The following is a 24,091-nucleotide window of genomic DNA, read 5'->3' as shown; positions in this document are numbered from 1 at the left end:
TTGCGCCCACCAGAAAGGAATTGCCGTTATCGCGTTATGCCGGGCGCTTATTTCGTGCAGTCATCAGGGCGGCACACACTGCGGCGCCTTGCCCTACCATCGGCTGGTCTGCCCGCCGACATCCACGATATCCCGATGACTCTGCCGCCGCTGTCCCATCTCGACCGGCTCGAAGCCGAAAGCATCCACATCCTGCGCGAAGTCGCCGCCGAGTTCCGGGTTCCGGTCATGCTGTATTCGGTGGGCAAGGACAGCTCGGTGCTGCTGCACCTGCTGCTCAAGGCGTTCGCGCCGTCGCGGCCGCCGATCCCGCTGCTGCATATCGACACACGCTGGAAGTTCCGCGAGATGATCGCCTTCCGCGACCGCCGCGCGGCCGAGACCGGGGTGGACCTGCGCGTGCACATCAACCCCGACGGCGTTATGCAGGACGTTGGCCCGATCAGCCACGGTGCCGCCGTGCACACCGACATCATGAAAACCCAGGGCCTGAAGCAGGCCCTGGAGCACGGCGGCTTCGATGCGGCGATCGGCGGGGCACGCCGCGACGAAGAGAAATCGCGCGCCAAGGAGCGCGTCTTTTCGTTTCGCACTGCGCGCCACCGCTGGGATCCGAAGAACCAGCGCCCGGAGTTGTGGAATCTGTACAACGCGCGCACCGGTCCGGGCGAAAGCGTGCGTGTGTTTCCGCTCTCCAACTGGACCGAGCTGGACATCTGGCTGTACATCTACCGCGAGAAGATTCCGGTGGTGCCGCTGTACTTCGCCGCCCCGCGCCCGGTGGTGGAGCGCGATGGTGCCTGGATCATGGTCGACGACGCGCGCCTGCCGCTGCACCCGGGCGAAACCCCGCAACTGCGCTCGGTGCGCTTCCGCACGCTGGGCTGCTACCCGCTCACCGGCGCCATCGACTCCAACGCCGACACGCTGGAAGCGGTCATCGCCGAAATGCTGGTCAACACCAGCTCCGAGCGCCAGGGCCGCATGATCGACCACGCCCCGGGCGCCTCGATGGAACAGAAGAAGCTTGAGGGGTATTTCTGATGGGCAGCGAATGGGGAATCGGGAATGGAGAATCGGAACAGCAGATTGCCGCGGATGCAGTGAGGGAGGGCACCACCGTTGCGATTCCCGATTCCCGATTCCCGATTCCCGGCACCATCGGTGCCTACCTCCATCAACACGAATCCAAGCCGCTGCTGCGCTTCATCACCTGCGGCAGTGTGGACGACGGCAAGAGCACGCTGATCGGGCGGTTGCTGTACGACAGCAAGCGCCTGTTCGACGATCAACTTGCCGCGCTGGAAAGCGACAGCCGACGGCATGGCACCCAGGGCGGGCGCATCGACTATGCACTGCTGATGGATGGGCTGGCGGCCGAACGCGAGCAGGGCATCACCATCGATGTGGCCTACCGCTATTTCGATACAGACCGGCGGAAATTCATCGTGGCCGATTGCCCCGGGCACGAGCAGTACACGCGCAACATGGCCACCGGCGCGTCGACTGCCGATGTGGCGGTGGTGCTGGTGGATGCGCGCAAGGGCCTGCTGACGCAGACCCGCAGGCATAGCTACATCGTGTCGTTGCTGGGCATCGGGCATGTGGTGCTGGCGGTCAACAAGATGGACCTGGTGGACTACGACGCGCAGGTGTTCGCCGACATCGCAGAAGGCTACGCCGCGCTCGCCGCGCAGCTGGGCATCGGCCAGGTGCAGTGCATTCCGCTGTCGGCGCTGGCGGGCGAAAATCTGTCCAGCGCTTCGATGCGGATGCCGTGGTACAGCGGCCCGCATCTGCTGCAGCACCTGGACACCGTGCAGTTGGAGCCGCCGGACGCCGCCAGCGGCCTGCGCCTGCCGGTGCAATGGGTCAACCGCCCCAACGCGCAGTTCCGTGGCTATGCGGGCACGATTGCCGCCGGCCAGGTGCGTGCGGGCGATGCGGTGGTGGTGGTGCCGTCCGGACGCCGCACGCAGGTGGCAAGCGTGCGCGATGCCAATGGCGAGGTCGACAGCGCGCGCGCCGGGCAGGCGGTGACGCTGACCTTGCGCGATGAGATCGACATCAGCCGTGGCGACATCATTGCCGCCATCGACGACCCGCCGGAAGTGGCCGACCAGTTCGCCGCGCATCTGCTGTGGATGGACGATGCTGCGTCGCTGCCCGGCCGTCCGTACTGGCTCAAGATCGGCACCCGCACGGTCGCCGTAAGCGTCAGCGACATCAAGCACAAGGTCGATGTGAACACGCAGGAGCGGCTGGCCGCCAAACGGCTGGAGCTCAACGAAGTGGGCTACTGCAACCTGGCGCTGGACGAGCCCATCGCGTTCTCGCCCTATGCGCGCAACCGCGTGCTCGGCGGTTTCATCCTGATCGACCGGCAGAGCAATGCCACGGTGGCCGCCGGCACGCTGGAATTCGCGTTGCGCCGCGCCGGCAACGTGCACTGGCAGCATCTGGACGTGGATCGCGGCGCGCGTGCGCGCATCAAGGGCCAGGCGCCACGCGTGTTGTGGTTTACCGGGCTGTCGGGTGCCGGCAAGTCCACTGTCGCCAACCTGGTGGACAAGCGCCTGCACGCGCTGGGCTATCACACCTTCATCCTGGACGGCGACAACGTGCGCCACGGGCTCAACCGCGATCTGGGCTTCACCGACGAAGACCGCGTGGAAAACATCCGTCGCGTGGCCGAAGTGGCCCGCCTGATGGCCGATGCCGGCCTGATCGTGCTGGTGAGTTTCATTTCGCCGTTCCGCGCCGAGCGGCAACTGGCACGCGAGCGCTTCGACCAGGGCGAGTTTATCGAGGTCTTCGTGGACGTGCCGCTGGCGGTCGCCGAGGCGCGCGACGTGAAAGGGCTGTACCGCAAGGCGCGTGCCGGCCAGATTCCCAATTTCACCGGGATCGACTCGCCGTACGAGGCACCCCAGACGCCGGAGATCCATCTTCACGCCGATGGTGAGAATGTAGAGGCGCTGGCGCACCATGTGCTCGAATATCTGGGGCTGGAACGCTAAGCACGGCTAACACCGCAGGGCAGGCGGTCCTCAGGCAAGCGCGGTAAGTGTGCGCAGCGGCGGTGTATGACCCCATACATGCCGTTGCTGCAGACCGGTTGCGCCCGTCTGGCGAATGCGCAGCCGGGTCTTGGTCGCGCTGACCAGCGCATCGTGCCAAGGACGGCAAGGGTCTTTGGTCATGGTGCAAAGCGCGCCCTTTCTGTCAATTCATGGCGGCTAGGTCGGTAAACTTTCGACGTACCCCGCCAGGATGTCCTGATGCTTGTTCTGCCCAGCGCGCGCGTTTGCGCCGCGCTCTTGTTGGCCGTTGTGCTGGTCGGTTGTAGCCGTCAGGCCAGCACGCCGGCCGCTGCCAAACCCATTCCGGTCTCTGTGCAGGCGGTGGCCACCCAACCCTGGAACTCGACCGTGCAGTCGATCGCTACCGTGCGCGCGCGCGAATCGGTGGCGCTCACCGCTGCAGTCAGCGATGTGGTGGAACAGGTGTATTTCGACAGCGGCGACGAGGTCAAGGCCGGGCAATTGCTGCTGCGTCTGCGCGGCAATTCGCAGCAGGCGGCGTTGACTGCCGCACAGGCCACCTTCGAAGAAACCGACCAGCTGTACCGCCGCCAGTTGAGTCTGGTTGGCCAGCAATTGGTGGCCAAATCCACCGTGGACACGCAACGCGCCTTACGCGATGCCGCGCATGCGCGCGTGCAGCAGATGCGCGCGGAAATCACCGACCGCGAAGTGCGTGCGCCGTTTTCCGGCGTGCTGGGCATCCGCCAGATCAGTCCTGGTTCGCTGATCACCTCCAGCACGGTGATCGCCACGCTGGACGATGTGGCGCGTATGTACGTGGATTTCCAGGTGCCGGAATCGCAGTTCGGCCTGGTGCAACTCGGTAATGCCGTGAGCGGTAGCGCGGCGGCGTATCCGGGCGCGCAGTTCCAGGGCGAAGTGGTGACCATCGATTCGCGGATCGACGAAACCACGCGCTCGGTGACGGTGCGTGCTGACTTTCCCAACGACGATCGCCGGCTGCGCCCGGGCATGTTGCTGGATGTGCGGTTGTTCCAGCCGGCGCGGCAGGCGGTGGTGATCCCGGAAATTGCGGTGGTGCAGGTGGGGCGCGAATCGTATGTGTTCCGGGTCAAGCCCGACAGCACCGTGGAGCGCGCCGATGTACGGCTGGGCGAGCGCCGCGATGGCAAGGTGGAAATTCTCGAAGGCGTCAGGGCCGGTGAGCGCATCGTGGTGGATGGCACCGGCAAGCTGCGCCCGGGCGTGAAGGTTGCCGATCAGGCGCCACCCGCAGCACCCCGCCCGCAGGCGGCCGCACAATGAAACTCTCCGACCTGTCGATCACCCGCCCGGTGATGGCGGTGGTGATGAGTTTGCTGCTGATCGTGTTGGGGGTGATGTCGTTCACCCGCCTTACGCTGCGCGAATTGCCGGCCATCGATCCGCCCATCGTGTCGGTGGATGTGGAATACACCGGCGCCTCGGCGGCAGTGGTGGAAAGCCGCATCACCCAGGTGCTGGAAGACGCGCTGGCCGGCATCGAGGGCATCTCCACCATCGAGGCGCGCAGCCGCAATGGCTCGTCCGATATCAGCATCGAATTCGTGCAATCGCGCGATGTGGAGGCGGCCGCCAACGATGTGCGCGACGCGGTCAGCCGCGTGTCCGACCGCATGCCCGACCAGGCGCGCCCACCGGAGATTTCCAAGGTCGAAGCCGACGCCGACCCCATCCTGTGGCTCAACATGAGCTCCAGCACGATGGACACGCTGCAGCTGTCCGACTACGCCGAGCGCTACGTGGTGGATCGTTTTTCCAGCCTGGACGGCGTGGCGCAGGTACGGATCGGCGGGCGCCAGCGCTATGCGATGCGCATCTGGCTGGACCGCGACCAGCTGGCCGCACGCGAGCTCACCGTGGCCGATGTGGAAGCGGCGCTGCAAAATGAAAACGTGGAGTTGCCGGCCGGCAGCATCGAATCGGCGCAGCGCGATTTCACCTTGCGCGTGGAGCGCAGTTATCTCAAGCCCGAAGACTTCGCCAAGTTGCCGTTGAACAAGGGCGAGGGCGGTTACGTGGTACGGCTGGGCGATGTGGCCAGGGTGGAGCTGACCTCGGCCGAGCGGCGCGCCTATTTCCAGAGCAATGGCGTGCCCAACGTGGGGCTGGGCATCGTGCGCAACTCCACCGCCAATGCGCTGGACGTGGCGCGCGAAGCGCGCGCGCAAGCCGAAGAAGTGCAGAAGTCGCTACCGAAGGGCACCAACATCTTCGTTGCCTTCGATACCACCACCTTCATCGATGCGGCGGTGGAGCGCGTGTATCACACGCTGGTGGAAGCGGTGGTGCTGGTGCTGGTGGTGATCTGGGTGTTTCTGGGCAGCGCGCGCGCCGCGCTGATTCCTGCGGTGACGGTGCCGGTGTGTTTGATTGCCGCGTTCATTGCGCTATACGCCTTCGATTTTTCGATCAACCTGCTCACCCTGCTGGCCTTGGTGTTGTGTATCGGCTTGGTGGTGGACGACGCCATCGTGGTGGTGGAAAACATCCAGCGCCGGATCGATCTGGGCGAACCGCCGCTGGTAGCCGCCAAGCGCGGCACCGGGCAGGTGGCGTTCGCCGTGATTGCGACCACGGCCGTGCTGGTGGCGGTGTTTCTGCCGGTCGGTTTTCTGGAAGGCAATACCGGGCGGCTGTTCCGCGAGTTGGCGGTGGCGCTGGCGGCGGCAGTGGCGATCTCGGCCTTCGTGGCGCTGACGCTGACGCCGATGATGTCGTCCAAGTTGTTGCGCGCGCATGGGCAGGCCAAGCCCAATCGCTTCCACCACTGGTTCGATGGGCGCATGCAGGCGGTGTCCGGTGCGTATGGGCGCTCGCTGGAGCGGCATGTGCACCGCACCTGGATCTTTGCGCTGCTGATGCTGTTGGCGCTGGGCGCCAGCGCATGGCTGATGGGCCGCATTCCCTCCGAACTGGCGCCGGCCGAAGACCGCGGCAATTTCCAGATCATGATCGACGGACCGGAAGGTGCCGGCTTCGATTACACGGTGGGGCAGATGCATCAGGTGGAAGACATCCTGCGCCCCTACGTGGGGCCGGACAAACCCATCGTGCGCGCCAACCCGCGCGTGCCCGGTGGCTTTGGCAGCAGCGAGGAAATGCACACCGGCCGGGTCAGCGTGTTCTTGCAGGATTGGGAAAAGCGCACCCGCCCGACCACCGAAGTGGCCGATGAGGTGCAGCAGAAACTCAACGTGCTCAGCGGCGTGCGTGCGCGCACGCAGGTGAGCGGCGGGTTGGTGCGTAGCCGCGGCCAGCCGTTTCAGTTGGTGCTGGGCGGGCCGGATTACGCGGAGATCGCGCAGTGGCGCGATCGCATCCTGCAGCGCATGGAAGCCAACCCCGGCTTGGTCGGCCCGGACTCGGATTACAAGGAAACCCGCCCGCAGATGCGCGTCAATATCGACCGCCTGCGCGCAGCCGATCTGGGCGTGCCGGTCACTGCCATCGGCGGCGCGCTGGAAGCGCTGATGGGCTCGCGCCGCGTCACCACCTTCGTCGACAACGGCGAGGAATACGACGTGATGCTGCAGGCTGGGCGCGAGGGCCGCATGTCGCCGGAAGACCTCACTGCCATTCGCGTGCGTTCCAACCGTGGCGAGCTGATCCCGCTCTCCAACCTGGTGACCTTGAGCGAAGTGGCCGAAGCCGGCACCTTGAACCGCTTCAATCGCCTGCGCGCGATCACGATCACCGCCGGCCTGGCGCCGGGTTATCCGCTTGGCGATGCCATTGCCTGGGCGCAGCAGGCCGCGCAGGAAGAGCTTCCCGAATATGCGCAGGTGGACTGGAAAGGCGAGTCGCGCGAGTACCAGCAATCGGGCAGTGCGGTGTTGCTGACCTTCGGCATGGCGCTGCTGGTGGTGTATCTGGTGCTGGCCGCGCAGTTCGAAAGCTTCGCGCACCCGTTGGTGATCATGCTGACGGTGCCATTGGCGGTGCTGGGCGCGCTGGTGGGGCTGTGGCTGACCGGCGGCACGCTCAACCTGTTCAGTCAGATCGGCATCGTGATGCTGGTGGGCCTGGCGGCCAAGAACGGCATCCTGATCGTGGAATTCGCCAACCAGTTGCGCGATGAGGGGCGCAGTGTGCATGCGGCCATCGTGGAATCGGCATCGGTGCGTTTGCGCCCGATCCTGATGACCTCGATTGCGACGGTGGTCGGCGCGATTCCGCTGGTGGTGGCCGGCGGACCCGGCTCGGCCAGCCGCGCCACCATCGGCGTTGTGGTGATCTTCGGCGTCTCGCTGTCCACGTTGTTGTCGCTGTACGTGGTGCCGGCGTTCTATAGCCTGATCGCGCCGTTTACCAAGTCGCCCGAAGCGGTGGCACGCCAGCTGGAAACCCTGGAAGCGCAGACGCCGTCGGTGGGTGGGCATGCGTGAACGCGGTCGGTGGCGCAACGGCTTAGCTTATTCCCCAAGAGCCCACAGCATGTTGGAGAGCTTCCGAATCCCCATCAACGTAAGTCTTTACAGCAGGTTGAACCTCAAACACAGCATATTGTACCGCTTAGGATATCTACGCCACGTTTTGCTAAGCCTGAAAGACTCAGGTGTAGAAGGCCAGCTGATCCAAAGTCAAAATAGCCTGCAGAGCTCGAGTCATGGTGTAGCTCTCTTGCGTTGCTGCTCCATGTCCCACTGCATGACGTGAGCCAGCCTCTCCTGACTGCTCCATGGGATCGAAGTTCGCAAAGATGTATTCGTGCATGTACTCACGGAAGGCATGGGCAAAAAGTAGCGTGTCAGGTGCCCCTGCGCTCCTCTCGCCCGCTTCTCGTGCGAACTCCAGCAGAGTATTCACTTTGGCATTTTTCCCTTCATTTTTCGCGCGGTAGGCATCCCGCAAAATACCTTCAATTTCAGTCAGAAGGATCTTGATCACGGCTACAGGCCTTCGTTGCTTGAATGCTTGAATTGCTTCTTCCAGCAACGCCTGCTTGGCAACGAAGTGCGGCTTGGCGTTCCAGCGCTCAAGCAGCCAGTTCAGGCGTTCATCATCGAACGCCTCCACGATATCGGCTTCAATTTTCGTAATATCAAATCCCGATGCGACGTACGACGCAAGTTGTCGGAACTCAGAGGTGATGATCTCAGCGAACGGAAACCAGCCCTTGGATCTAAGGGCAGCCATGGTGGCCGGGTTGTCCATGACCTCGTATATATGTCGATACCGCAGCACGCGATATAGACTTCCCAGGTCGCGCTCGAACTGCTCGCGGTCCAATGCGCCCCCAACGTTGAAGTCAAACGCAAGTCCAAAGGCCCATGCCTCTCTAAACAAGCAAAGAACTCCGTCCCTCTCACCAATCTCCACAAGCGGGAACTGCATATGAGTGATGTCGGCGATATCCTGCTCGAAGACTGCAGACTCCGCCGCCAGGGAGCGCTTTATTCTGCAGTTAAGTGCAACGGCTGCTGCGTCAACCCAGAGCTCAAAAGAGTTATCTGGTTTGACGATCATAAGAATCGTACTCGCTTGCCGAAGATTGATCGCGACGCCCTGCTTGCTTGCTGCATGCGTGATCACTCCCTCCAGACTTTCAACAACCTTATGAAAGAGCTGCGCATCTGAGGTCAGCGCCGCTCTTGCGCGGACATGTGCTATCTCACCTTCGGACACGCTATTCATTGAGAATCCGACAAGTCGGGAAGTGTAATCCCCCGCCAGCAGGATAGGCTCACCTTGCCTTAGCCGCGATCCGAAATGGCTCTGCTCCGACAATTTTTCTTCCAGATCTGTCATATGGGCCTTTTGAATTGATTGATTTACCGCTGCGAGAAATGTCTGGCCTGATTGTAAAACCGCTTCCCGTTGAGACCCTTGAATATTTGATCCCAGGTTTGATCGCGTACTCTTCATCCTCGAATGGAAGGACGCACTATGGGCTAGGTTCGGTACATGAGTTTCCTACGAAGGTAGCGATCCGTCGAGCGATAACGTAGTCACGAGAACTCAAGAGTGCTATGCCAAGGGCTACGACACACTCAGAAGAACGTTGCGAAGTAGATTAAGCAGACCTCGGTTGCCGACCGCTAACCGAGCCGACGTTTATGACCTAGCGAAAATCAGCGGGGCCAAGGGGATCAGTGCGCAGCAGGTGCAGTGCGCAGGTTGATCGCTCTGTACTGCCTCTGGTTGCCGTAACGCGGCCCGTTTTTTTCGAGGGTGGCGCAGAGCCGGTCTTCGCCACAGGGAGCTAGGTCGGCACGGGACACGCGATCCAGGTAGTCGATGGACGCCCGAAGCTGTGCGAGTTCGGTTCGCTTTTCGGTGATCATGCCAACCGAGTAGGCCACCGCACCCAGGCCCAACACGCCGGCCACGAGCATCGTGGCGGATGCAATGCCCATGCGTCGCGTGATCTTTGTTTCCAAGGACTGCTGGGCCTGCGCGTAACGGCGAGTGGCTTGCTGCAATGTCTCATCCGCAGTGGCCATCTCTTTGTTGAACCGCTTGGCGGCCGGCTCCAACGTCTGCGTCAACGCTTGATTGGTCAGCTGCGTCAACCGCGGCAACGCATTCTCCAGCACCCGATTGACCTTGGCATCGGCGCTGCTGGCCGCGTGTTGGACTACCTGAAGTTGCTCGGCGACCACATCGCGCAACCGTTGTTCGCGCTGCTGCATGGATGCCACCAGCGTCGTCAGCACTTTGACCGTTTCCTGCAGCGAGGCGTTCGACGCGTTCAAAATCGCCATCATTTCCGCCATTGCGGCGGCGTCTTGCCTGTCCATGAGGTTTCCTGAGCTCGGCTGGTCAGGGAGCGATTTTGACTAACCTCCGCCCCCTCCACCACCACCGCCTCCTCCCCCGCCGCCACCGCCGTCTCCACCTCCACCGCCGTCCCCTTGGGGACCGCTCTGCATCGGTCCCTTGGCGAACTCCGGCAGCGTCATCACCATGACCGGCCCGCGGCTGGTGTTGATCTCCGCTGAGACATCCATCCCCAGCGCCTGGCGTGTGGCGGCGAGCTCCTGGGCCTCCTGCTGGGCCTGCGCCTCCAGGAACTCGTTGCCTCTTTTGATGAGCGCCTGCGTTGCTGCGCTGTTGGCGACCCGGTTCAGCGCTTGCTCGATCGCCAACTCGTTCTTGCTGTCGAGCGCGTAGAGCACTTCGTCCACGTCAGGGTCGCCCGTGATGGATTTGCGCTCAGCTTTCGACGAGTCGTTTGGCGCATTCCCTTCCCCTGGACCGGCAAAGCGCTGAACTGGAGATGGGACGGCATCGGCTTGCTCAGCCACTTCACTGGGCGAGCGGCGACTTGGTTGGTGCGCGCTGAATGCATCCATGCTGCCACCCTCCTGGTCTAGCGCCCTCTTTTGAGCGAAGGGATAAGGTTCTCCTCGCTCGCGATACTCCCTCCATTCCTGGTGGAAGCGTTCGTCCTCCCGATCCGCCGCCTCGATTTCCTGTTGCAGCTGGCGCAGCGAGCACATGGTCTCTTCCAGGAACAGGGCACCACCCGGGTCTGCGGCGCTGCGTTCCTGTGCTGGGGTCGATTGAGTGCGTTGGTTTTCCGCGTCTTGTGCACTCACGGAAGAGCGGCTCACCGCACTGGCTTCCAGGGACTGCTCGTGTGCTTGCGCGAGGTGCGCTGCTGGCAGCAAAGCCGCTTCCTTATAGGCATGCGGCGCGTCTGAAGGACGGGGCTGATCTGCCCCCGCATCTCGTTCAGAAGTGGAAGACCGCGCGGACTGCGATGCAATCATCGGTTCTGACGCAGGCGTTGTTGCGGATATGACGCGAACCGGCTCCACCTCCCGCTCACGTGCCACGTCTTGCTCACGGACCGACGCTGGCTCCATCTCTGCTTGCTGCGTTTGCACCTGGGGATGCAGTGCTGGCGGCACCGCATCGGCCTCCGCGCTTTGCGAAGGTTGGTTGCCGGATTCCTGGCCCTCGGGTGCAGGAATCGGCAGGCGCGAGGCATCGCGGCTTTCCACTGCCTGCATTTCCAGCGCGCGTCCCGCTTCTCTTGCTTGATGCGGCTGCGCGTCGCCTGGACCAGGCGCCGGCGTCCGTGGCTCAAGCGTAGTGTGAGCCGCGCGTTCGCCTACCGGTTGGTTATTCGTCTCGAACTGCTGGTAGGCGTCTGGCTGCTGCAACTCGGGCTGCGGCGTTTGCTGAGCCAGCGCCGCAGTCGGAGCGTGCGGCTGAGGGTCGGCTTGCTCCGAGGCGTGCTGGCTGGGGTCTTGCTGCTGCGCTTGCTGAGCCTGACGTTCCTGGACTTCACCCCGCGTGGCTTCTTGAGCCTGGCGCTCTTGCTGCTCCCGCTGCTGGTTGTCTTGGGCTTGGCGCTCCTGCGCCTGACGTTCCTGGACATCCCTTTCCTCACGCTCCTGCAGCTCGCGTTGCTGGCTGGTCTGTGCTTGCCGGTCCTGTAGTTGGCGCTCTTCCTGTTCGCGCTGCTGCGCGGCTTGGCGTTGACCTTCCAATAGCGCGTGCGCCTGGACTGCTTGTTCGCTCTGCGAATGATCTTCGCGCTCAGGCTGTGCCTGCTGGAGATGCTCGCGCACCTGCGCAGCGTGTTGCTCTTGCGCAAGACGATCTTGCTGTTCGCGTTCTTGCCGCGCCTGCGCCGCGACAGAGGCTTGCATGCGCGCCTGGATATCCAGCACCTGCTGCGGATTGGAAGAGTCAGAAGTAGAGCTATCTGTTTCCCCTTTCGCTTCGGGCGCCCCTCCAAGGCTTGGCACCTCACGCCGACTGCCTTGCACCTCACTCAACGCCTGCCGGATGTCTTCGCTGCTGGTGACGGCCACCACGCGAGTCACCCCATCGCTGCCGCGCTGAAGGTGCGCGATGGGGCTGTCATACCCGTATTGCCCCAACACATTGCGTTGTAGCTGCTGCATGGTCGGCCCAGTGATGCCATTGGCGTCCCTAGTCCGCTGCGCGGCCAGCTCCACGGCCTGCTGGGTCTGAGGGTTGACGTTCAAATCGACGCCTGCGGCCCGATAACGGTGCAGCAGCTCGTTCTGCTCCATCTGCGCCGCCGTGGGCGCGGGAAGCGCCTGGAGCGCTGCCAGGGTCTCCTGGGCACGCTCCAACGACGGCTGGCGCATTTGATTCGTCAGTTCCAGTTCGACCGCCAGGTTGCCAGTGGCCTCCCCATCCCTGCCGGCCCACTGCCCAGCCTCGTTCCGCTGGTAGACCTGCCCGTCGTGTCCCAGCACGAGACCTTGCTTGGCGAGGGCGCTTTCCACGGCTGCCGGCACCTCCACTCCATAGGCCTGGGCGCGCTGGGCAGCATGGTTTTCCAGGTAAGCGGCGGCGATGGCTTCGCGCCCGGTGGCAATGTTGCTTTCGATGCGGCCAAGGGCTTCCTGGTTGAGCTGCTGAGCGCGTTCCGGGGAGGCGGTCTGGTGCTCGTAGCTGCCCCGGTCGTTGGCACCGGACACGGCGGTTTTGACTTGGCGCTCCCATGCCTGGCTCTCGGGATTGCGGTGCCAGTTCTGGTTGTCCAATCCCACTTGGTCGCTTGCTTGGGCCGGGAGGTTGAACGGGTCTTGGGGCGCAGGCACCTTGCTCAATGCCAGCTCCGCTGCCTTGGCGTTGGCCAGCGCGCCCAGTTCCTGTGATTTCTCATAGCTCGCCACCACGGGCTGCTCGCCCGATGTGCGGCCACCATCCTGGGCGAGCTCGATGGCCGCTTCGCGCTGCCAGTCGCGGCCGTTGAACTGCCACTCCACGCCAGCCTTGTCGGTCTGGTGGTAGATGGCGCGGTTGTCCAGCAGATCGGCGCCTTTGTCGAACGCCTTGCTCATCAACAGCGCATCGCCGACCACCAACGCCGCGGGCACGAAGCCGCTGCCGCCCAGCGCGGCGGCCGTGGATGCACCTCCAGCCCAGCCGCCGACATTACGGGCCAAGGCATGGGTGACCTCGGACTGCGCGGCCGTGGCATTGCCCTGTTCTAGCAACTCGGCGGAACGGCGAGCAGTCAGCACTGCGTCTGCGCCGGTGGCCAGCAAGCCGCCCGAACGCACCAAAGTGCTGGCCGACGCGTTACCCAGCAATACTTCCATGGACGCCGCGCCGCTTTGACCGCGAGGAACTCGCAAAGGTCTGGCGGCTTCCTCGCCCAAGGTGTTCTCAACCAGGGCCACGCCCCCCGGCGATATGGTCAAGCGTCCGCCGTGGTAAGCGTTTGAGATGGCTTGAGACAGACCATGTCGCTGAAGCTCGGCCGCGCCACCACGGGTCAGAGGGTTGGGGACACTCTGGATATGCTGGAGCGTGCTCGCCACACGGGCTTCGGTATGCGTCACCGCCGCCCAGCCGTTATCCACCGCCGCATAGCCCTTCAGACTATGAAGTTGCACGGCATGGGCTTGCCCATAAGCGACTTCGTTGCGAAAGAAGTTCTGCACGCCTGGACGGATGTCGTCAGGCCTCAACCCCAATGGAGCGTTGGTGTGCAGGTCGCCTCGAATGAGGCCCACACGGACGGTATCGCGCAGCGTTTCCACACGCCCGGCGATGCGCTCCAGAGCATCCGCATCGCCCGCTAGCGCTCCCACTCCGTCTGGGGTCTGCTCCAAGCGCCATAACCTCTGCCGTAGCCCGACTTGGTAGTCAGCGATAGGCCCCCCGCTATGCGGGGTGATGCCCAGGGTCTGCGCAAACGCGGGGTTCGATGGCAGGAACAGTCGGTTCTCCGGCGCGTGAATATCAAAATGCCCCGCGTTCGACAACGCTTTGAGCAAGGGGCTTCGATCCAGCGTCTGTTGCTCGATGGCGTGGTGGTCTTGGAAAACAGGCCTGCTGCGAGGCATGGGTCGGGTTCCTTCCTAAACCGTCGGGCTTGCGCGACTAGATGTCCGAAGCGTCGATCAGCCAAAGGCCGTCGGCGTCAGTATCGGTCGCCATTCCGGCCGCCGTCACGGCGTCCTTGAACACCCGATCGCAGAAGACTGCACCGGTGTAAGGGGTCTTGAACACGTGAGCGTCGCCCAAACGCTGGCGGTCAAAGGTAACGCTGGCCCCGCCCGTCAGATCGTAGAACTTGCCGTTAACGAACGGCTCTGTGGTGTCAACAAAGAGTTGTGAGGCCACCTCATCCAACGCGTCGATTTGTTGGACCACGTCGCAAAGGAAATGTCGCGGACCAGCACTACCGTCGGCAAGGCGGTAGTCCACTTCTGCGAATGCAAACGCGTGGGGATCGACCGTTGCCATGACTTGCTGGAGCCGCTCAGACACCAGCCAGTAGCCGCTGAACCCAGGTTCTAGGTCCAAAGGTGGCGGGCCTTTGCTGGGGTTGTAGACCAAGCGCGGGGTCTCGCGAAGGGGTGGGAAGCCGCCGCCTTCGGGGAGCAGAATCAACCGCGGTGGCGAAAGCAGCCGGTCTAAATTTTCGAAGACCACGCCGTTGGTCGGCCCGTTTATCTTGCCCGCCTCAAGGATGAAAAACTCCCCAGGCTTGGGCTGACCGGCGTTTGTCGATTCCATACGAAACATTCCATCCGCCTCTCGGCTGGCTGAAAAGCTTACCTTCAATCACTCCTGTCAGCCAATCTGGACTTTAGCTGAAAGCTCCGGCTGATGTTCGCAGATGCTAAGGGTGATACGCCCAGGATTTCCTAGACATCTCAAGGCCATGGAAAATGGCTGATTCGGAGGTGTCCATGAGCAGTAAGCGGTATACGGATGAGTTCAAGATCGAGGCGGTCCGGCAAGTGACCGATCGTGGGTTCAAGGTGGCAGAGGTCGCCGAGCGACTGGGTGTCACCACGCACAGCCTGTACGCTTGGCTGCGCAAGTTCGGCAAGCCCGGCGTAGTACAGCGCGCTGAGGCGGACCAGAGCGCCGAAGTCCGGCGGCTGAAGATCGAGTTGCGCCGGGTGACGGAGGAGCGCGACATCCTAAAAAAGGCCGCCGCGTACTTTGCCAAGGGGTAAAGGCAAAGTACCTCTTCATGCAAGTCCACCGCGAAGAATTCAGGGTGTGCGCGATGTGCCGGGTTTTGCGGGTGAACCGGGCTGGATACTACGCGTGGCTAAAGTCGCCCGACAGTGAACGCGCCAAGGAAGACGAACGCCTGCTGGGGCTGATCAAGCACCACTGGTTGGCCAGCGGCAGTGTCTATGGGCATCGCAAGATTGCCAAGGATCTACGCGATCTGGGTGAGCGTTGCAGTCGCCATCGGGTGCATCGATTGATGCGCACCGAGGGACTGCGTGCCCAGGTGGGCTATGGCCGCAAGCCGCGCTTCCATGGCGGAACGCCGTGCAAGGCGGCAGCCAACCTGCTGGATCGACAGTTCGACGTGACCGAGCCGGACACGGCCTGGGCGAGCGACTTCACCTTCATCCGTACGCATGAAGGCTGGATGTACCTGGCTGTGGTGATCGATCTGTTTTCCAGGCAGGTCGTCGGCTGGGCGATGCGCGATCGAGCCGATACCGAGTTGGTCGTGCAGGCCTTGCTGTCGGCGGTGTGGCGGCGCAAACCCAGCGCTGGTTGCCTGGTTCATTCGGACCAGGGGTCTGTCTACACCAGCGATGACTGGCGCAGTTTCCTGGCGTCCCATGGCTTGGTGTGCAGCATGAGTCGGCGTGGCAACTGCCACGAGCGCGAAGCCTGCCCTTGGGGCACAACGCACCGGTGGAGAGCTTCTTTGGTCTGCTCAAACGCGAGCGGATCAGGCGGCGGATCTACCCCACCAAGGACGCCGCACGCGCCGAGGTGTTCGACTACATCGAGATGTTCTACAACCCACAACGCCGTCATGGTTCAACTGGCGACCTGTCCCCTGTAGAGTTTGAACGGCGCTACGCGCAACGAGGGTCTTGAGTGTCTACGGAACCCTGGGCGTATCAATCTTCAACCGCGATCCAGCCTCATCGAGCGCATCTCGCTCGCACACCACGTCGCAAAGGTAGTGGCGTGCACCTGGAGTTCCATCGGCCATGCGGTAATCCACCTCCGCAAAGGCAAACGCCTCGGGATCCACCGACGCCCGCACGTCATGGAGGCGCGCGGATATCAGCCAATAGCCACTGAACCCTGCCTCCAGGTCTCGTGGCTCGGGGCCTGCGCTGGGCTCAAGAGTTAGCAGCGGGAGTTCTCGCAACGGCGGGAAGCCACCTTCGTCCGGGCGCAAGATCAACCGTGGCGGTGAAAGAAGCTGGCGCTTGTTGGTGAACTGCACCCCGCAGGCCGAGCGGTTGCTCTCCACGTCCGGCTCGAACATGTAGTAGGCGCCTAGCGCGGGTTTGCCCCAGAGCATACCCCTCTGCTGCCGCCGTTTAGTCGACGCTTTCGTACCCAGCCAGTCCGGGCAATGACGAAGGTCACATGACAGTCATGCCCTGCTGTGGTGGACTTCGGCGGTTACCTTGACCGGAATTGCCAATGCGTCGTCTCACCTGCCTGATTGCTCCCTCTCTTCTTGCGCTGTGCTGTGGTACTGCCCTGGCACAGTCGTCCGGCGAGCCGGTTCCCAATGGTCGTCTGCCGACCTGGGCAGTACCGGAGCGCTACAGCCTCGCGCTCAAGATCGACCCGGAGCAAACGCAATTCAGCGGCCGCACCACCATTCGCGTGCAGCTCAAGCAGGCGTCCGACCATCTCTGGCTGCATGGCAAGGCATTGAAGGTCAGCAAGGTCACCGTCAAGCCCGGTAAGGGCAAGGGCAAGGCGCTGACTGCACGCTACGTGGAAGCCGATGCGCAAACCGGCGTGGCAAGGCTGGATTTCGGCCGCACGCTCTCGCCGCAGACGCTTACCGTGGAGATCGCCTACAGCGCGCCGCTCAACCAACAGCTGCAGGGCCTGTACCAGGTGAAATACCAGGGCAAGGCGTATGCGATGACGCAGATGGAGCCGATCAGTGCGCGCTACGCGTTCCCGGGCTTCGACGAGCCGGCGTTCAAGACGCCGTTCGACATCAGCCTGACCGTGCCCAGCAATGACCAGGCGCTGGCCAACACCATCGCGACCTCGACCAAGCCGGCCGGCAAGGGCTGGAAGACGGTGACCTTCGCCCCGACCGTGCCGCTGCCGACCTACCTGGTCGCCTACGCCGCCGGCCCATGGGACGTGGTGGATGTGGCACCGATGCCGGCCACCCCGCAGCGTCCGAACGCCACGCCATTGCGCGGCATTGCCGCCAAGGGCCAGGGCCCGCGCATCACCCCTGCGCTGGACCAGACCCCGGCCATCATCGCCGCGCTGGAGGACTACTACGCCTTCGGCTACCCGTTCGACAAGCTCGATCTGGTCGCTGCGCCGGACTTCAGCGCCGGCGCGATGGAAAACCCTGGGTTTGTGACCTTCCGCGATTGGCTGCTGTTGCTGGACAAGGATTCGCCGGCCGAGAACGTGCAGCGCTCCTTCAACGTCAATGCGCACGAACTGGCGCATCAGTGGACCGGCGACACCGTGACCATGGCGTGGTGGGACGACCTGTGGCTCAACGAAGCGTTCGCCACCTGGATGCAGCAGAAGATCACCATGCAACTGCATCCGGAATACCACGCCAATCTGGACCGTATCGGCGGTGCACAGCATGCGATGGAGAACGACAGCCTGGTGAGCGCACGCAAGATTCGCCAGCCGATCACCGGCAATGGCGATATCGAAACCGCCTTCGATGGCATCACCTACCAGAAGGGCGCGGCGGTGCTGGCGATGTTCGAAGCCTTCGTCGGCGAAGACGTGTTCCGCGAGGGCATGCGCGCCTATATCGCCAAGCACAAGTTCGGGAACGCGACTGCCGACGACCTGGTCGATGCGGTCGCACAAGCGGCCGGCAAGGGCGATGATTTCAAGGCCGCATTCCGCAGCTTCCTCAACCAGCCGGGCGTGCCGTATCTGCAGACCCAGGTGGCGCGCGAAGGCGGCAAGACCGTGGTCAAACTGCAGCAGCAGCGCTACCTGCCGCTGGGGTCCACCGGGTCTGCCGCGCAGCAATGGGGCGTGCCGGTGTGCGTGAAGTACGGCAAGGGCAAGAACCAGGTCGGTACCGCCTGCCAGTTGCTTGAAGACGGCAGCGGCAGCATCGTGCTGGAAGGCGCCGGCAAGAACACCTGGGTGTTCCCGAATGCGCGTGGCGCCGGCTATTACCGCTTCTCGCTGCCCAAGAAGCAATTGGCGGCGCTGGGCAAGCAGGTCGGCCAGCTGGACGATAACGAGCAGCTCGCCTACGCCGATGCGATCAATGCGGCGTACCGTCACGGCGATGCCGACAACGCGGCCGTGCTGGCGGCGCTCGCGCAGCTGGCGCCGTCGGCATCGGCAGATGTGTCCACCGCGCTGCTGGACCGTTTCGGGTGGATCTGGCGTTACCAGGCCACCACCGAGGCGCAGCGCGGCGCATTGCGCAAGGCTGCCGAACAGGCGTATCTGCCGCGTCTGCGTGCGCTGGGTTACGCACGGCGCAGCGGTGAGTCGATCGACGACACTGCGCTGCGCACGTCGCTGGCCAGTGTGTTCGCCTTGCGTCTGCAGAACGCTGAGGTACGCAAGGCCCTGCTGGCGCAAGGCGATGCGGTGCTGGCCGGCGGCAAGGGTGCGCTGGATTTCTCCGCCGCCAACCCGGACCTGCTCGGCACCGTACTGGCCGTCACTGCCCAGGAACGCGGCGCGCCGGCAGTGCAGGCGCTGATCGATGCACTGCGCACGCATGCCGACCCGGCCCAGCGCAACGCCATGATCGCCGCACTGGGTGCAGTGCAGGACCCGGCGCTGCTGAAGCAGGTGCGCGATTTTGCGTTGACCGATGCGATCAAGGTGGGCGAGATGAAGAGCCTGCTGATGCGCGGGCACAGCGACGAGCGTTCGCATGATTCGATGTGGGCCTGGTTCACCGCCAACTTCGACCGCATCGTGCAACGCAGTGGCTCGTTCGATGGCGGCGGGTTGCCGGCGCTGGGTGCATCCGGTGGCTGCAGCGTGGAGGAGGCCGACCGCCTGGATGCGTTCTTCAAGCCGCGCCTGGCCAAGCTCAGTGGCGCCGACCGTGGCCTGGCCCAGACCGGCGAGACCATCCGCCTGTGCGCTGCGTTGGAACAGGCGCAAACCGCCCAGCGCTGAGTTGCTGCGTGCGGCCAGTGTGCGCAGTATCGCGGGAGTCGCTGCTACGCATGCCATGACCACCGCAATGGACGAGTCGCTGATCGTGCACGGGGAAGGCTTCGTGCTGCGCCGCTGGCGCCCGGACGACCTGGGTGCCTTGCTGCGGCATGCCAACGACCCGCTGGTGCCGCGCGGATTGAGCGAGCGATTCCCTCACCCATATACCCGTGCCGACGGCGAAGCGTTCCTGGAGGGCAGGGTTGTCGATGTGCGGGACCCGGTGCTGGCCATCGAGATCGATGGCCAGGCCTGCGGCTCGATCGCCGTACGCCCAGGGCAGGGCGAACGGCGCTACTCGGCCGAACTGGGGTATTGGATCGGTCGCACGTACTGGGGCCGCGGCTGGATGACACGCATCGTGGGCACGTATGTCGCCTGGGCGATGCAGACCCTGCCGCTATATCGCGTGCAGGCCACCGTGCTCGATACCAATCCTGCATCGGCCACGGTGTTGCTGCGCAATGGCTTCGTCGAAGAGGGCGTCAGCCGCTGTGCGCTGCTCAAGCCGGATGGGCTGCACGATCTGCGTGTGTTCGCGCGGGTGAATCCACCCGCTGCGGTTTGCGTGCCCGTCTGCGCATCCGCCCCTGCGTGATTGCACGCCCATGAGTGCGAGCTGCGGAACGTGAAATAGCCGCCGCAGGAGTCTCGCAGATGCTGCGCGCAGTCGGTCACTTCAACCTCGCCCCGGCAGGGCGGCACGAGGTTCGACAGGCTTCGGCCCGGCCGCCGTAGACGGACCATCGCGCCAGTGGCTTACCATCGTCGTCACTGCTTGTGCGGCGGCGGCCCTGCGGGTGCTGCAACACGATCGACACGCATACGGCGAAACGGCCGGAAACAGCCGTTTGGCACTGCAAGCAACACGAGCTTCTGGATCCGACAATGACACAGCATGATGGACGCGGCGGACGGCCGCCACGCGATGGCGGCTCCGGCCCCTCGCACAATCCGTGGGGCCGCGCTGCGCCGCGCACACCGGCGCCGCGCAGCGCCGCACCCCGTGCTCCAGCGCAGCACGCTCCAGCCGCCACGCCATCTGCCGCTGCAGCGAGCGGCAACGCGCGTGAGGTGCGGCTGTACGGCATCAATGCCGTCCAGGCCGTGTTCAAGACGCGCCCGGAGGCGCTGCGCAAGCTGTACCTGAGCGAGGCGCGCATTCCGCAATTCAAGGCGCTGCTGGCCTGGTGCGTGACCCAGCGCATCGGTTATCGCGTGGTGGAAGAGGCCGATCTGAGCAAGCTCGCTGCCAGTGCGCACCATGAGGGAGTGGTGGCCGAGGTGCTGCGCGTCACCCCGCACCCCTTGCAGGAATGGCTGGCCGCGTTGCCGCAGGGCCCGGTGCTGGCGCTATGGCTGGACGGGGTGGGCAACCCGCATAACTTCGGGGCGATCTTGCGCTCGTCGGCGCACTTCGGCGTGGCCGGTCTGTTGCTGCCGGCCGGCTCCACGCTGGGCCTGTCGGGCGCGGCCGCACGCGTGGCCGAAGGCGGCGCCGAAGCGGTACCGCTGGTGCAATTGCCCGACACCGCAACGGCGTTGGCGCAGCTGCGTCAGGCCGGTTTTGCGATTGCTGCCACACTGGTCGACGGTGGCCAGGATGTCTTCGCCGCCGCGTTGCCGCAACGCCTGGTATACGTGATGGGCGCAGAAAGCGACGGTATGGACCGCGCATTTGCGCGCGATTGCGATCTGCAGTTGTCGATCCGCGGCAGCGGCAAGGTGGAAAGTCTCAACGTTGCCTCGGCCACCGCGGTCTTCCAGGCCGCCTGGCACGCGCGCATGCTCACCGGAGAACACTGATGTTGCGTTTTTCTGCGTTGTTGCTTGCGACCGGTTGCTTCTTCAGTGCAAACGCGTCTGCCACCACGACGGCGGCACCACCCGAGGTGCGTACCGATCATGGTGCGGTGCGTGGCCAATGGCAGGACGATGGCAGTGCGGTCTTTCGCGCGATCCCCTTCGCTGCGCCGCCATTGGGTGCGCTGCGCTGGCGCCCGCCGCAACCGGTCGCCGCATGGACCCAGGTGCGCGACGCCACTCAGGCCGCCACGCCGTGCGTGCAGCCGGCGCTGGGCTGGAACAACGCCATGGCCAGGCGCGGCACCGAAGATTGCCTCTATGTCGAAGTGCAGACACCGCAGCTGCATCCGTCCAAGCCGCTGCCGGTGTTCGTGTGGATCCACGGTGGCGCGAACGTGGCGGGCGGCGCCGATGGACATCTGCCCACCAACCTGGTGGCGCAGGGCATGCTGGTGGTGACGCTGCAATACCGGCTGGGCGCGCTGGGGTTCCTGTCGTTGCCGGAGCTGGCCGATGGCGACAACGACGCTGCCGGCAATTACGCCTTGCTCGATCAGATCGCCGCGCTGCAATGGGTGCGCGACAACATCGCGCAGTTCGGCGGCGACCCCGCGCGAGTCACGATTGCCGGGCAGTCGGCCGGCGGCCAGGACGTGGGCTTGCTGATGCTCAGCCCGCTCGCACGCGGCCTGTTCTCGGCAGCCATCGAACAGAGCGGCACTGCCGGCTTCGGCCTGCCGGCGCGCAGCCTGGAAGACAATCGCGCGCTGGGCGTGAGCATTGCCAAACGTGCCGGCATCGATGATTCGGCCACGCGCCTGACGCAACTACGCGCGTTGCCGGTCGACCAACTGCTCAAGGCCGCGCAGGGCGTGGATGTGCCGGCCTTGGATGACGACGGCTATATCTGGTTGCAGGCGGTGGTCGACGGGCGTGTGCTGCCGCGTGCGCCGGCGCAGATGCTCGCTGCCGGCGCGCAGGCAAAGGTGCCGCTGTTGATCGGTTACGTGGTGCAGGAACTGCGCTATGGCGGCGAGGAAGGCGCCGAGAAGCGGGTGCGCCGCGACTATCCCGACCACGCGGGCGCCATCCTGCAAACGCATCGCGCCGTTGTCGCGCAGCGCGCCGAACGGCAAGGCAATGCATCCATGCAATTGTCCACCGATCTCACCTTCCGCTGCCCGGCGGTGACCGTGGCGCAACGCCAGGCTGCGCTGGGCGTGCCGGTATGGCATTACGTGTTCGATACCGCCGTGCCCGGTGGGCAGGTGACGCATAGCGCAGAATTGCCGTTCCTGTTCAAGAACCTGCCGATTGGCCAACCGCCGGTGTCCCTGCAGCGCTATTGGGCTGCGTTCGTGCAGCGTGGCAATCCGAATGCCAAGGGCCTGCCGGCCTGGCCGGCATTCACGCCGGCGCATGCAGGGCTGCAGTTCGATGCACGTGGCGTGCAACCCATCAGGGATGCGCGCCCGGCGGTGTGTGCAGGCGTGGAGTTGCCCTAATCGATCGCGCGCGCGCAACGGTGCGCGCGATCGACCCAACGCAACTCGATTCAGCGTTCGCAGCCTGGCCCACCGAAATAGAAACCACCATTCTGCATTTCTGGCGACAAGCCGGTGCGGGTGACGCCGGCATCCAAGGCATACGGATAGCTGTAACCGGCCATCGCCAGCGTGTAGCAGGACGGATGCTCCACGCTCAGCGACGACAGGCGCTGCACGGGGTGGGTGACCATCGCCGCATCGCGGTAGAAGTGGTTGGCCTGGAATGCGGCCTGGCGATAGCCGGCCGCTGCGAACTGACCGCTCCCCATGCGTGTGCTGGCTACACCGCTGTTGGTCGAGACTTCGCCGCCCGCGCTCACGTACGCAACGCGTCCATTGGCGAGATCGCCCGAATACAGTGATGCCTTGTAGTAACCGATCCATTCGCCGTCCAGGCGCAGCCACCAGTTGCCGTCGGTATTCTTCTGGAATTCGACACCCAGCATGGTCTGCTTGCCGCCTGCAATACTGAATCCTGCGGCCGGCTGAGCGCCCAGGACATGTCGCGTGCTGGTCTGCACGAAATCGCTGCAATCCAGATTATGACAACCTGTAGTGACGTAACCGTCCTGGGTGGAATAAATGAAAACGATGGGCTTGTTGCCCCAGCCTGCGTCTGGCTGGATCTCCCAGCCCACTTCAAGTGTTTGCACTTGCTCGCTTGCGCTTTCACCAACGATCCATATCTGACTGATGGTTTGTTTCTCGTTGGTGGAGCGTAACGTGGGTGCCCAAAGATTGATGTCGGCTCCGGCGCCTGTGACCGATGTGCCGGCGGTATCCAGAAAGACGCTGGAGTAGTAATGCGTTACCGGCGCTGCTTCCTGCACCGCCGGCACGGCGTCAGCCTGCCTGGGAGCGATCGCGCGCGGGGTCGTGCCGCGTAGAAAGCTACGCAGATTCGCATGCTTGCTCATCTCGGCCAAGCCGATGCGTTCGAACGGCACGCTGCCGGTGTCGCAACGTTGACCCAGGTTGACCGGCGCCACCGTACCCTTGTTACTTGAGAGGGAGGGTGGTGCCGCCGGCGTGCTGCCATCGCGCAAGGCAGGTTGCTGCGCACTTGGAATGCAATCGAACACCTTGCCGTCCTGTTGCACGCTGCGCAGCACGGTCAGACCGTTGTAACGATTGAACAGATAACGCTGCATTTCGGCGAAGGCGGTGGGGTCGCTGACCTTGGCCGCAGCACCACGTGTGGCGTAACTGAGCTGCGCCTGCGCATCCAGAAACGCCTTGAAGTCGCGCGTGACCTGCGGGAATGCCCGCGATGCAGCCAGCGACGCGCCAAGCGCGTCGCGTTGGGTGGGTGCGACGCTTACGGTGGCCGGTGTGCGAAGCAAGGGTGGCATCAGTGTATCGATGCTGCGGTCGCTGGTCGTCGAGATCGATGGCGATAGCAGCGTGGCGGCGCCGGCTGTGGGAGCCAGTGCAAAAACGCAAAGCGCAGCAATCGCGTGGCTGATCGATATCGGCCGATGAGAACGGAAGGTCATGTGTTGTCCCTTGGCGCCGGAATGAAACTGCCTGCACGCGGCGTACCATGCAGGACAGCAGCTTCAG

Annotated in this window: 14 protein-coding genes and 2 pseudogenes; 9 read left to right on the top strand and 7 right to left on the bottom strand. The window is 64.0% G+C overall.

Annotated elements, in window-relative coordinates:
* Positions 1-135: 135 nt before the first annotated feature.
* Both cysD and cysN read left to right on the top strand, forming a co-directional pair.
* Positions 136-1,044, top strand: a complete 909-nt coding sequence (gene cysD / locus AMD14_RS17275; protein WP_011052198.1) for a sulfate adenylyltransferase subunit CysD — start codon at positions 136-138, stop codon at positions 1,042-1,044.
* A complete protein-coding gene (cysN, locus tag AMD14_RS17270) occupies positions 1,044-3,020 on the top strand; it encodes a sulfate adenylyltransferase subunit CysN (RefSeq protein ID WP_011052197.1) in 1,977 nt (658 codons plus the stop codon). The genes cysD and cysN overlap by 1 nt, the downstream gene beginning before the upstream one ends.
* Before the next feature lie 30 nt (positions 3,021-3,050).
* On the opposite strand, the gene AMD14_RS25105 is transcribed toward cysN, so the two are convergent.
* Positions 3,051-3,203, bottom strand: a complete 153-nt coding sequence (locus AMD14_RS25105) for a hypothetical protein (RefSeq protein ID WP_003487226.1) — start codon at positions 3,201-3,203, stop codon at positions 3,051-3,053.
* Between the two features lie 78 nt (positions 3,204-3,281).
* Between AMD14_RS25105 and AMD14_RS17265 the strand changes: the two genes are divergently transcribed.
* Positions 3,282-4,352, top strand: coding sequence for an efflux RND transporter periplasmic adaptor subunit (locus AMD14_RS17265; protein ID WP_011052196.1), 1,071 nt, complete (start codon positions 3,282-3,284; stop codon positions 4,350-4,352).
* The gene (locus AMD14_RS17260) at positions 4,349-7,474 is read left to right on the top strand and encodes an efflux RND transporter permease subunit (protein WP_003487222.1); all 3,126 of its coding nucleotides are present in this window, start codon (positions 4,349-4,351) and stop codon (positions 7,472-7,474) included. Before AMD14_RS17265 ends, AMD14_RS17260 begins: the two co-directional genes overlap by 4 nt.
* 166 nt (positions 7,475-7,640) lie before the next feature.
* Here AMD14_RS17260 and AMD14_RS17255 read toward each other — a convergent pair whose 3' ends face one another.
* The 4 genes from AMD14_RS17255 to AMD14_RS17235 form a co-directional block, all read right to left on the bottom strand.
* Complete coding sequence (locus tag AMD14_RS17255; RefSeq protein WP_011052195.1) at positions 7,641-8,954, bottom strand: hypothetical protein; 1,314 nt, start codon at positions 8,952-8,954, stop codon at positions 7,641-7,643.
* 224 nt (positions 8,955-9,178) lie between these two features.
* The gene (locus tag AMD14_RS17250; RefSeq protein WP_011052194.1) at positions 9,179-9,829 is read right to left on the bottom strand and encodes a hypothetical protein; all 651 of its coding nucleotides are present in this window, start codon (positions 9,827-9,829) and stop codon (positions 9,179-9,181) included.
* A gap of 39 nt (positions 9,830-9,868) precedes the next feature.
* Positions 9,869-13,873: a hypothetical protein gene (locus tag AMD14_RS17245; protein ID WP_011052193.1), complete on the bottom strand. Its 4,005-nt coding sequence runs from the start codon at positions 13,871-13,873 to the stop codon at positions 9,869-9,871.
* Between the two features lie 37 nt (positions 13,874-13,910).
* Complete coding sequence (locus AMD14_RS17235) at positions 13,911-14,549, bottom strand: DUF1629 domain-containing protein (protein WP_014090882.1); 639 nt, start codon at positions 14,547-14,549, stop codon at positions 13,911-13,913.
* Between the two features lie 176 nt (positions 14,550-14,725).
* Between AMD14_RS17235 and AMD14_RS23900 the strand changes: the two are divergent.
* Positions 14,726-15,893, top strand: a pseudogene (locus AMD14_RS23900) (IS3 family transposase).
* Between the two features lie 25 nt (positions 15,894-15,918).
* On the opposite strand, the pseudogene AMD14_RS17215 reads toward AMD14_RS23900, so the two are convergent.
* A pseudogene (locus AMD14_RS17215) lies at positions 15,919-16,293 on the bottom strand (DUF1629 domain-containing protein); the annotation flags it as partial.
* Between the two features lie 161 nt (positions 16,294-16,454).
* On the opposite strand from AMD14_RS17215, the gene AMD14_RS17210 reads away from it, so the two are divergent.
* The 4 genes from AMD14_RS17210 (at position 16,455) to AMD14_RS17195 (ending at position 22,486) form a co-directional block, all read left to right on the top strand.
* Positions 16,455-19,136, top strand: coding sequence for a M1 family metallopeptidase (locus AMD14_RS17210; RefSeq protein WP_015463553.1), 2,682 nt, complete (start codon positions 16,455-16,457; stop codon positions 19,134-19,136).
* Positions 19,137-19,203: 67 nt separating this feature from the next.
* Complete coding sequence (locus AMD14_RS17205) at positions 19,204-19,773, top strand: GNAT family N-acetyltransferase (protein WP_015471687.1); 570 nt, start codon at positions 19,204-19,206, stop codon at positions 19,771-19,773.
* A gap of 290 nt (positions 19,774-20,063) precedes the next feature.
* The gene (locus AMD14_RS17200; RefSeq protein ID WP_011052188.1) at positions 20,064-20,981 is read left to right on the top strand and encodes a TrmH family RNA methyltransferase; all 918 of its coding nucleotides are present in this window, start codon (positions 20,064-20,066) and stop codon (positions 20,979-20,981) included.
* On the top strand, positions 20,981-22,486 hold the full coding sequence (locus tag AMD14_RS17195; protein WP_011052187.1) for a carboxylesterase/lipase family protein: 1,506 nt from the start codon (positions 20,981-20,983) through the stop codon (positions 22,484-22,486). Before AMD14_RS17200 ends, AMD14_RS17195 begins: the two co-directional genes overlap by 1 nt.
* Positions 22,487-22,536: 50 nt before the next feature.
* Here the strand turns inward: AMD14_RS17195 and AMD14_RS17190 are convergent, their stop codons facing one another.
* Complete coding sequence (locus AMD14_RS17190) at positions 22,537-24,024, bottom strand: neprosin family prolyl endopeptidase (protein ID WP_174577919.1); 1,488 nt, start codon at positions 24,022-24,024, stop codon at positions 22,537-22,539.
* Positions 24,025-24,091: the final 67 nt, after the last annotated feature.

This window comes from Xanthomonas citri pv. citri (assembly GCF_000961215.1).
Classification (GTDB): Bacteria; Pseudomonadota; Gammaproteobacteria; order Xanthomonadales; family Xanthomonadaceae; genus Xanthomonas; species Xanthomonas cissicola.
Note: the sequence above shows the minus strand (reverse complement) of the source record. Positions and strands in the feature narration are given on the sequence as shown.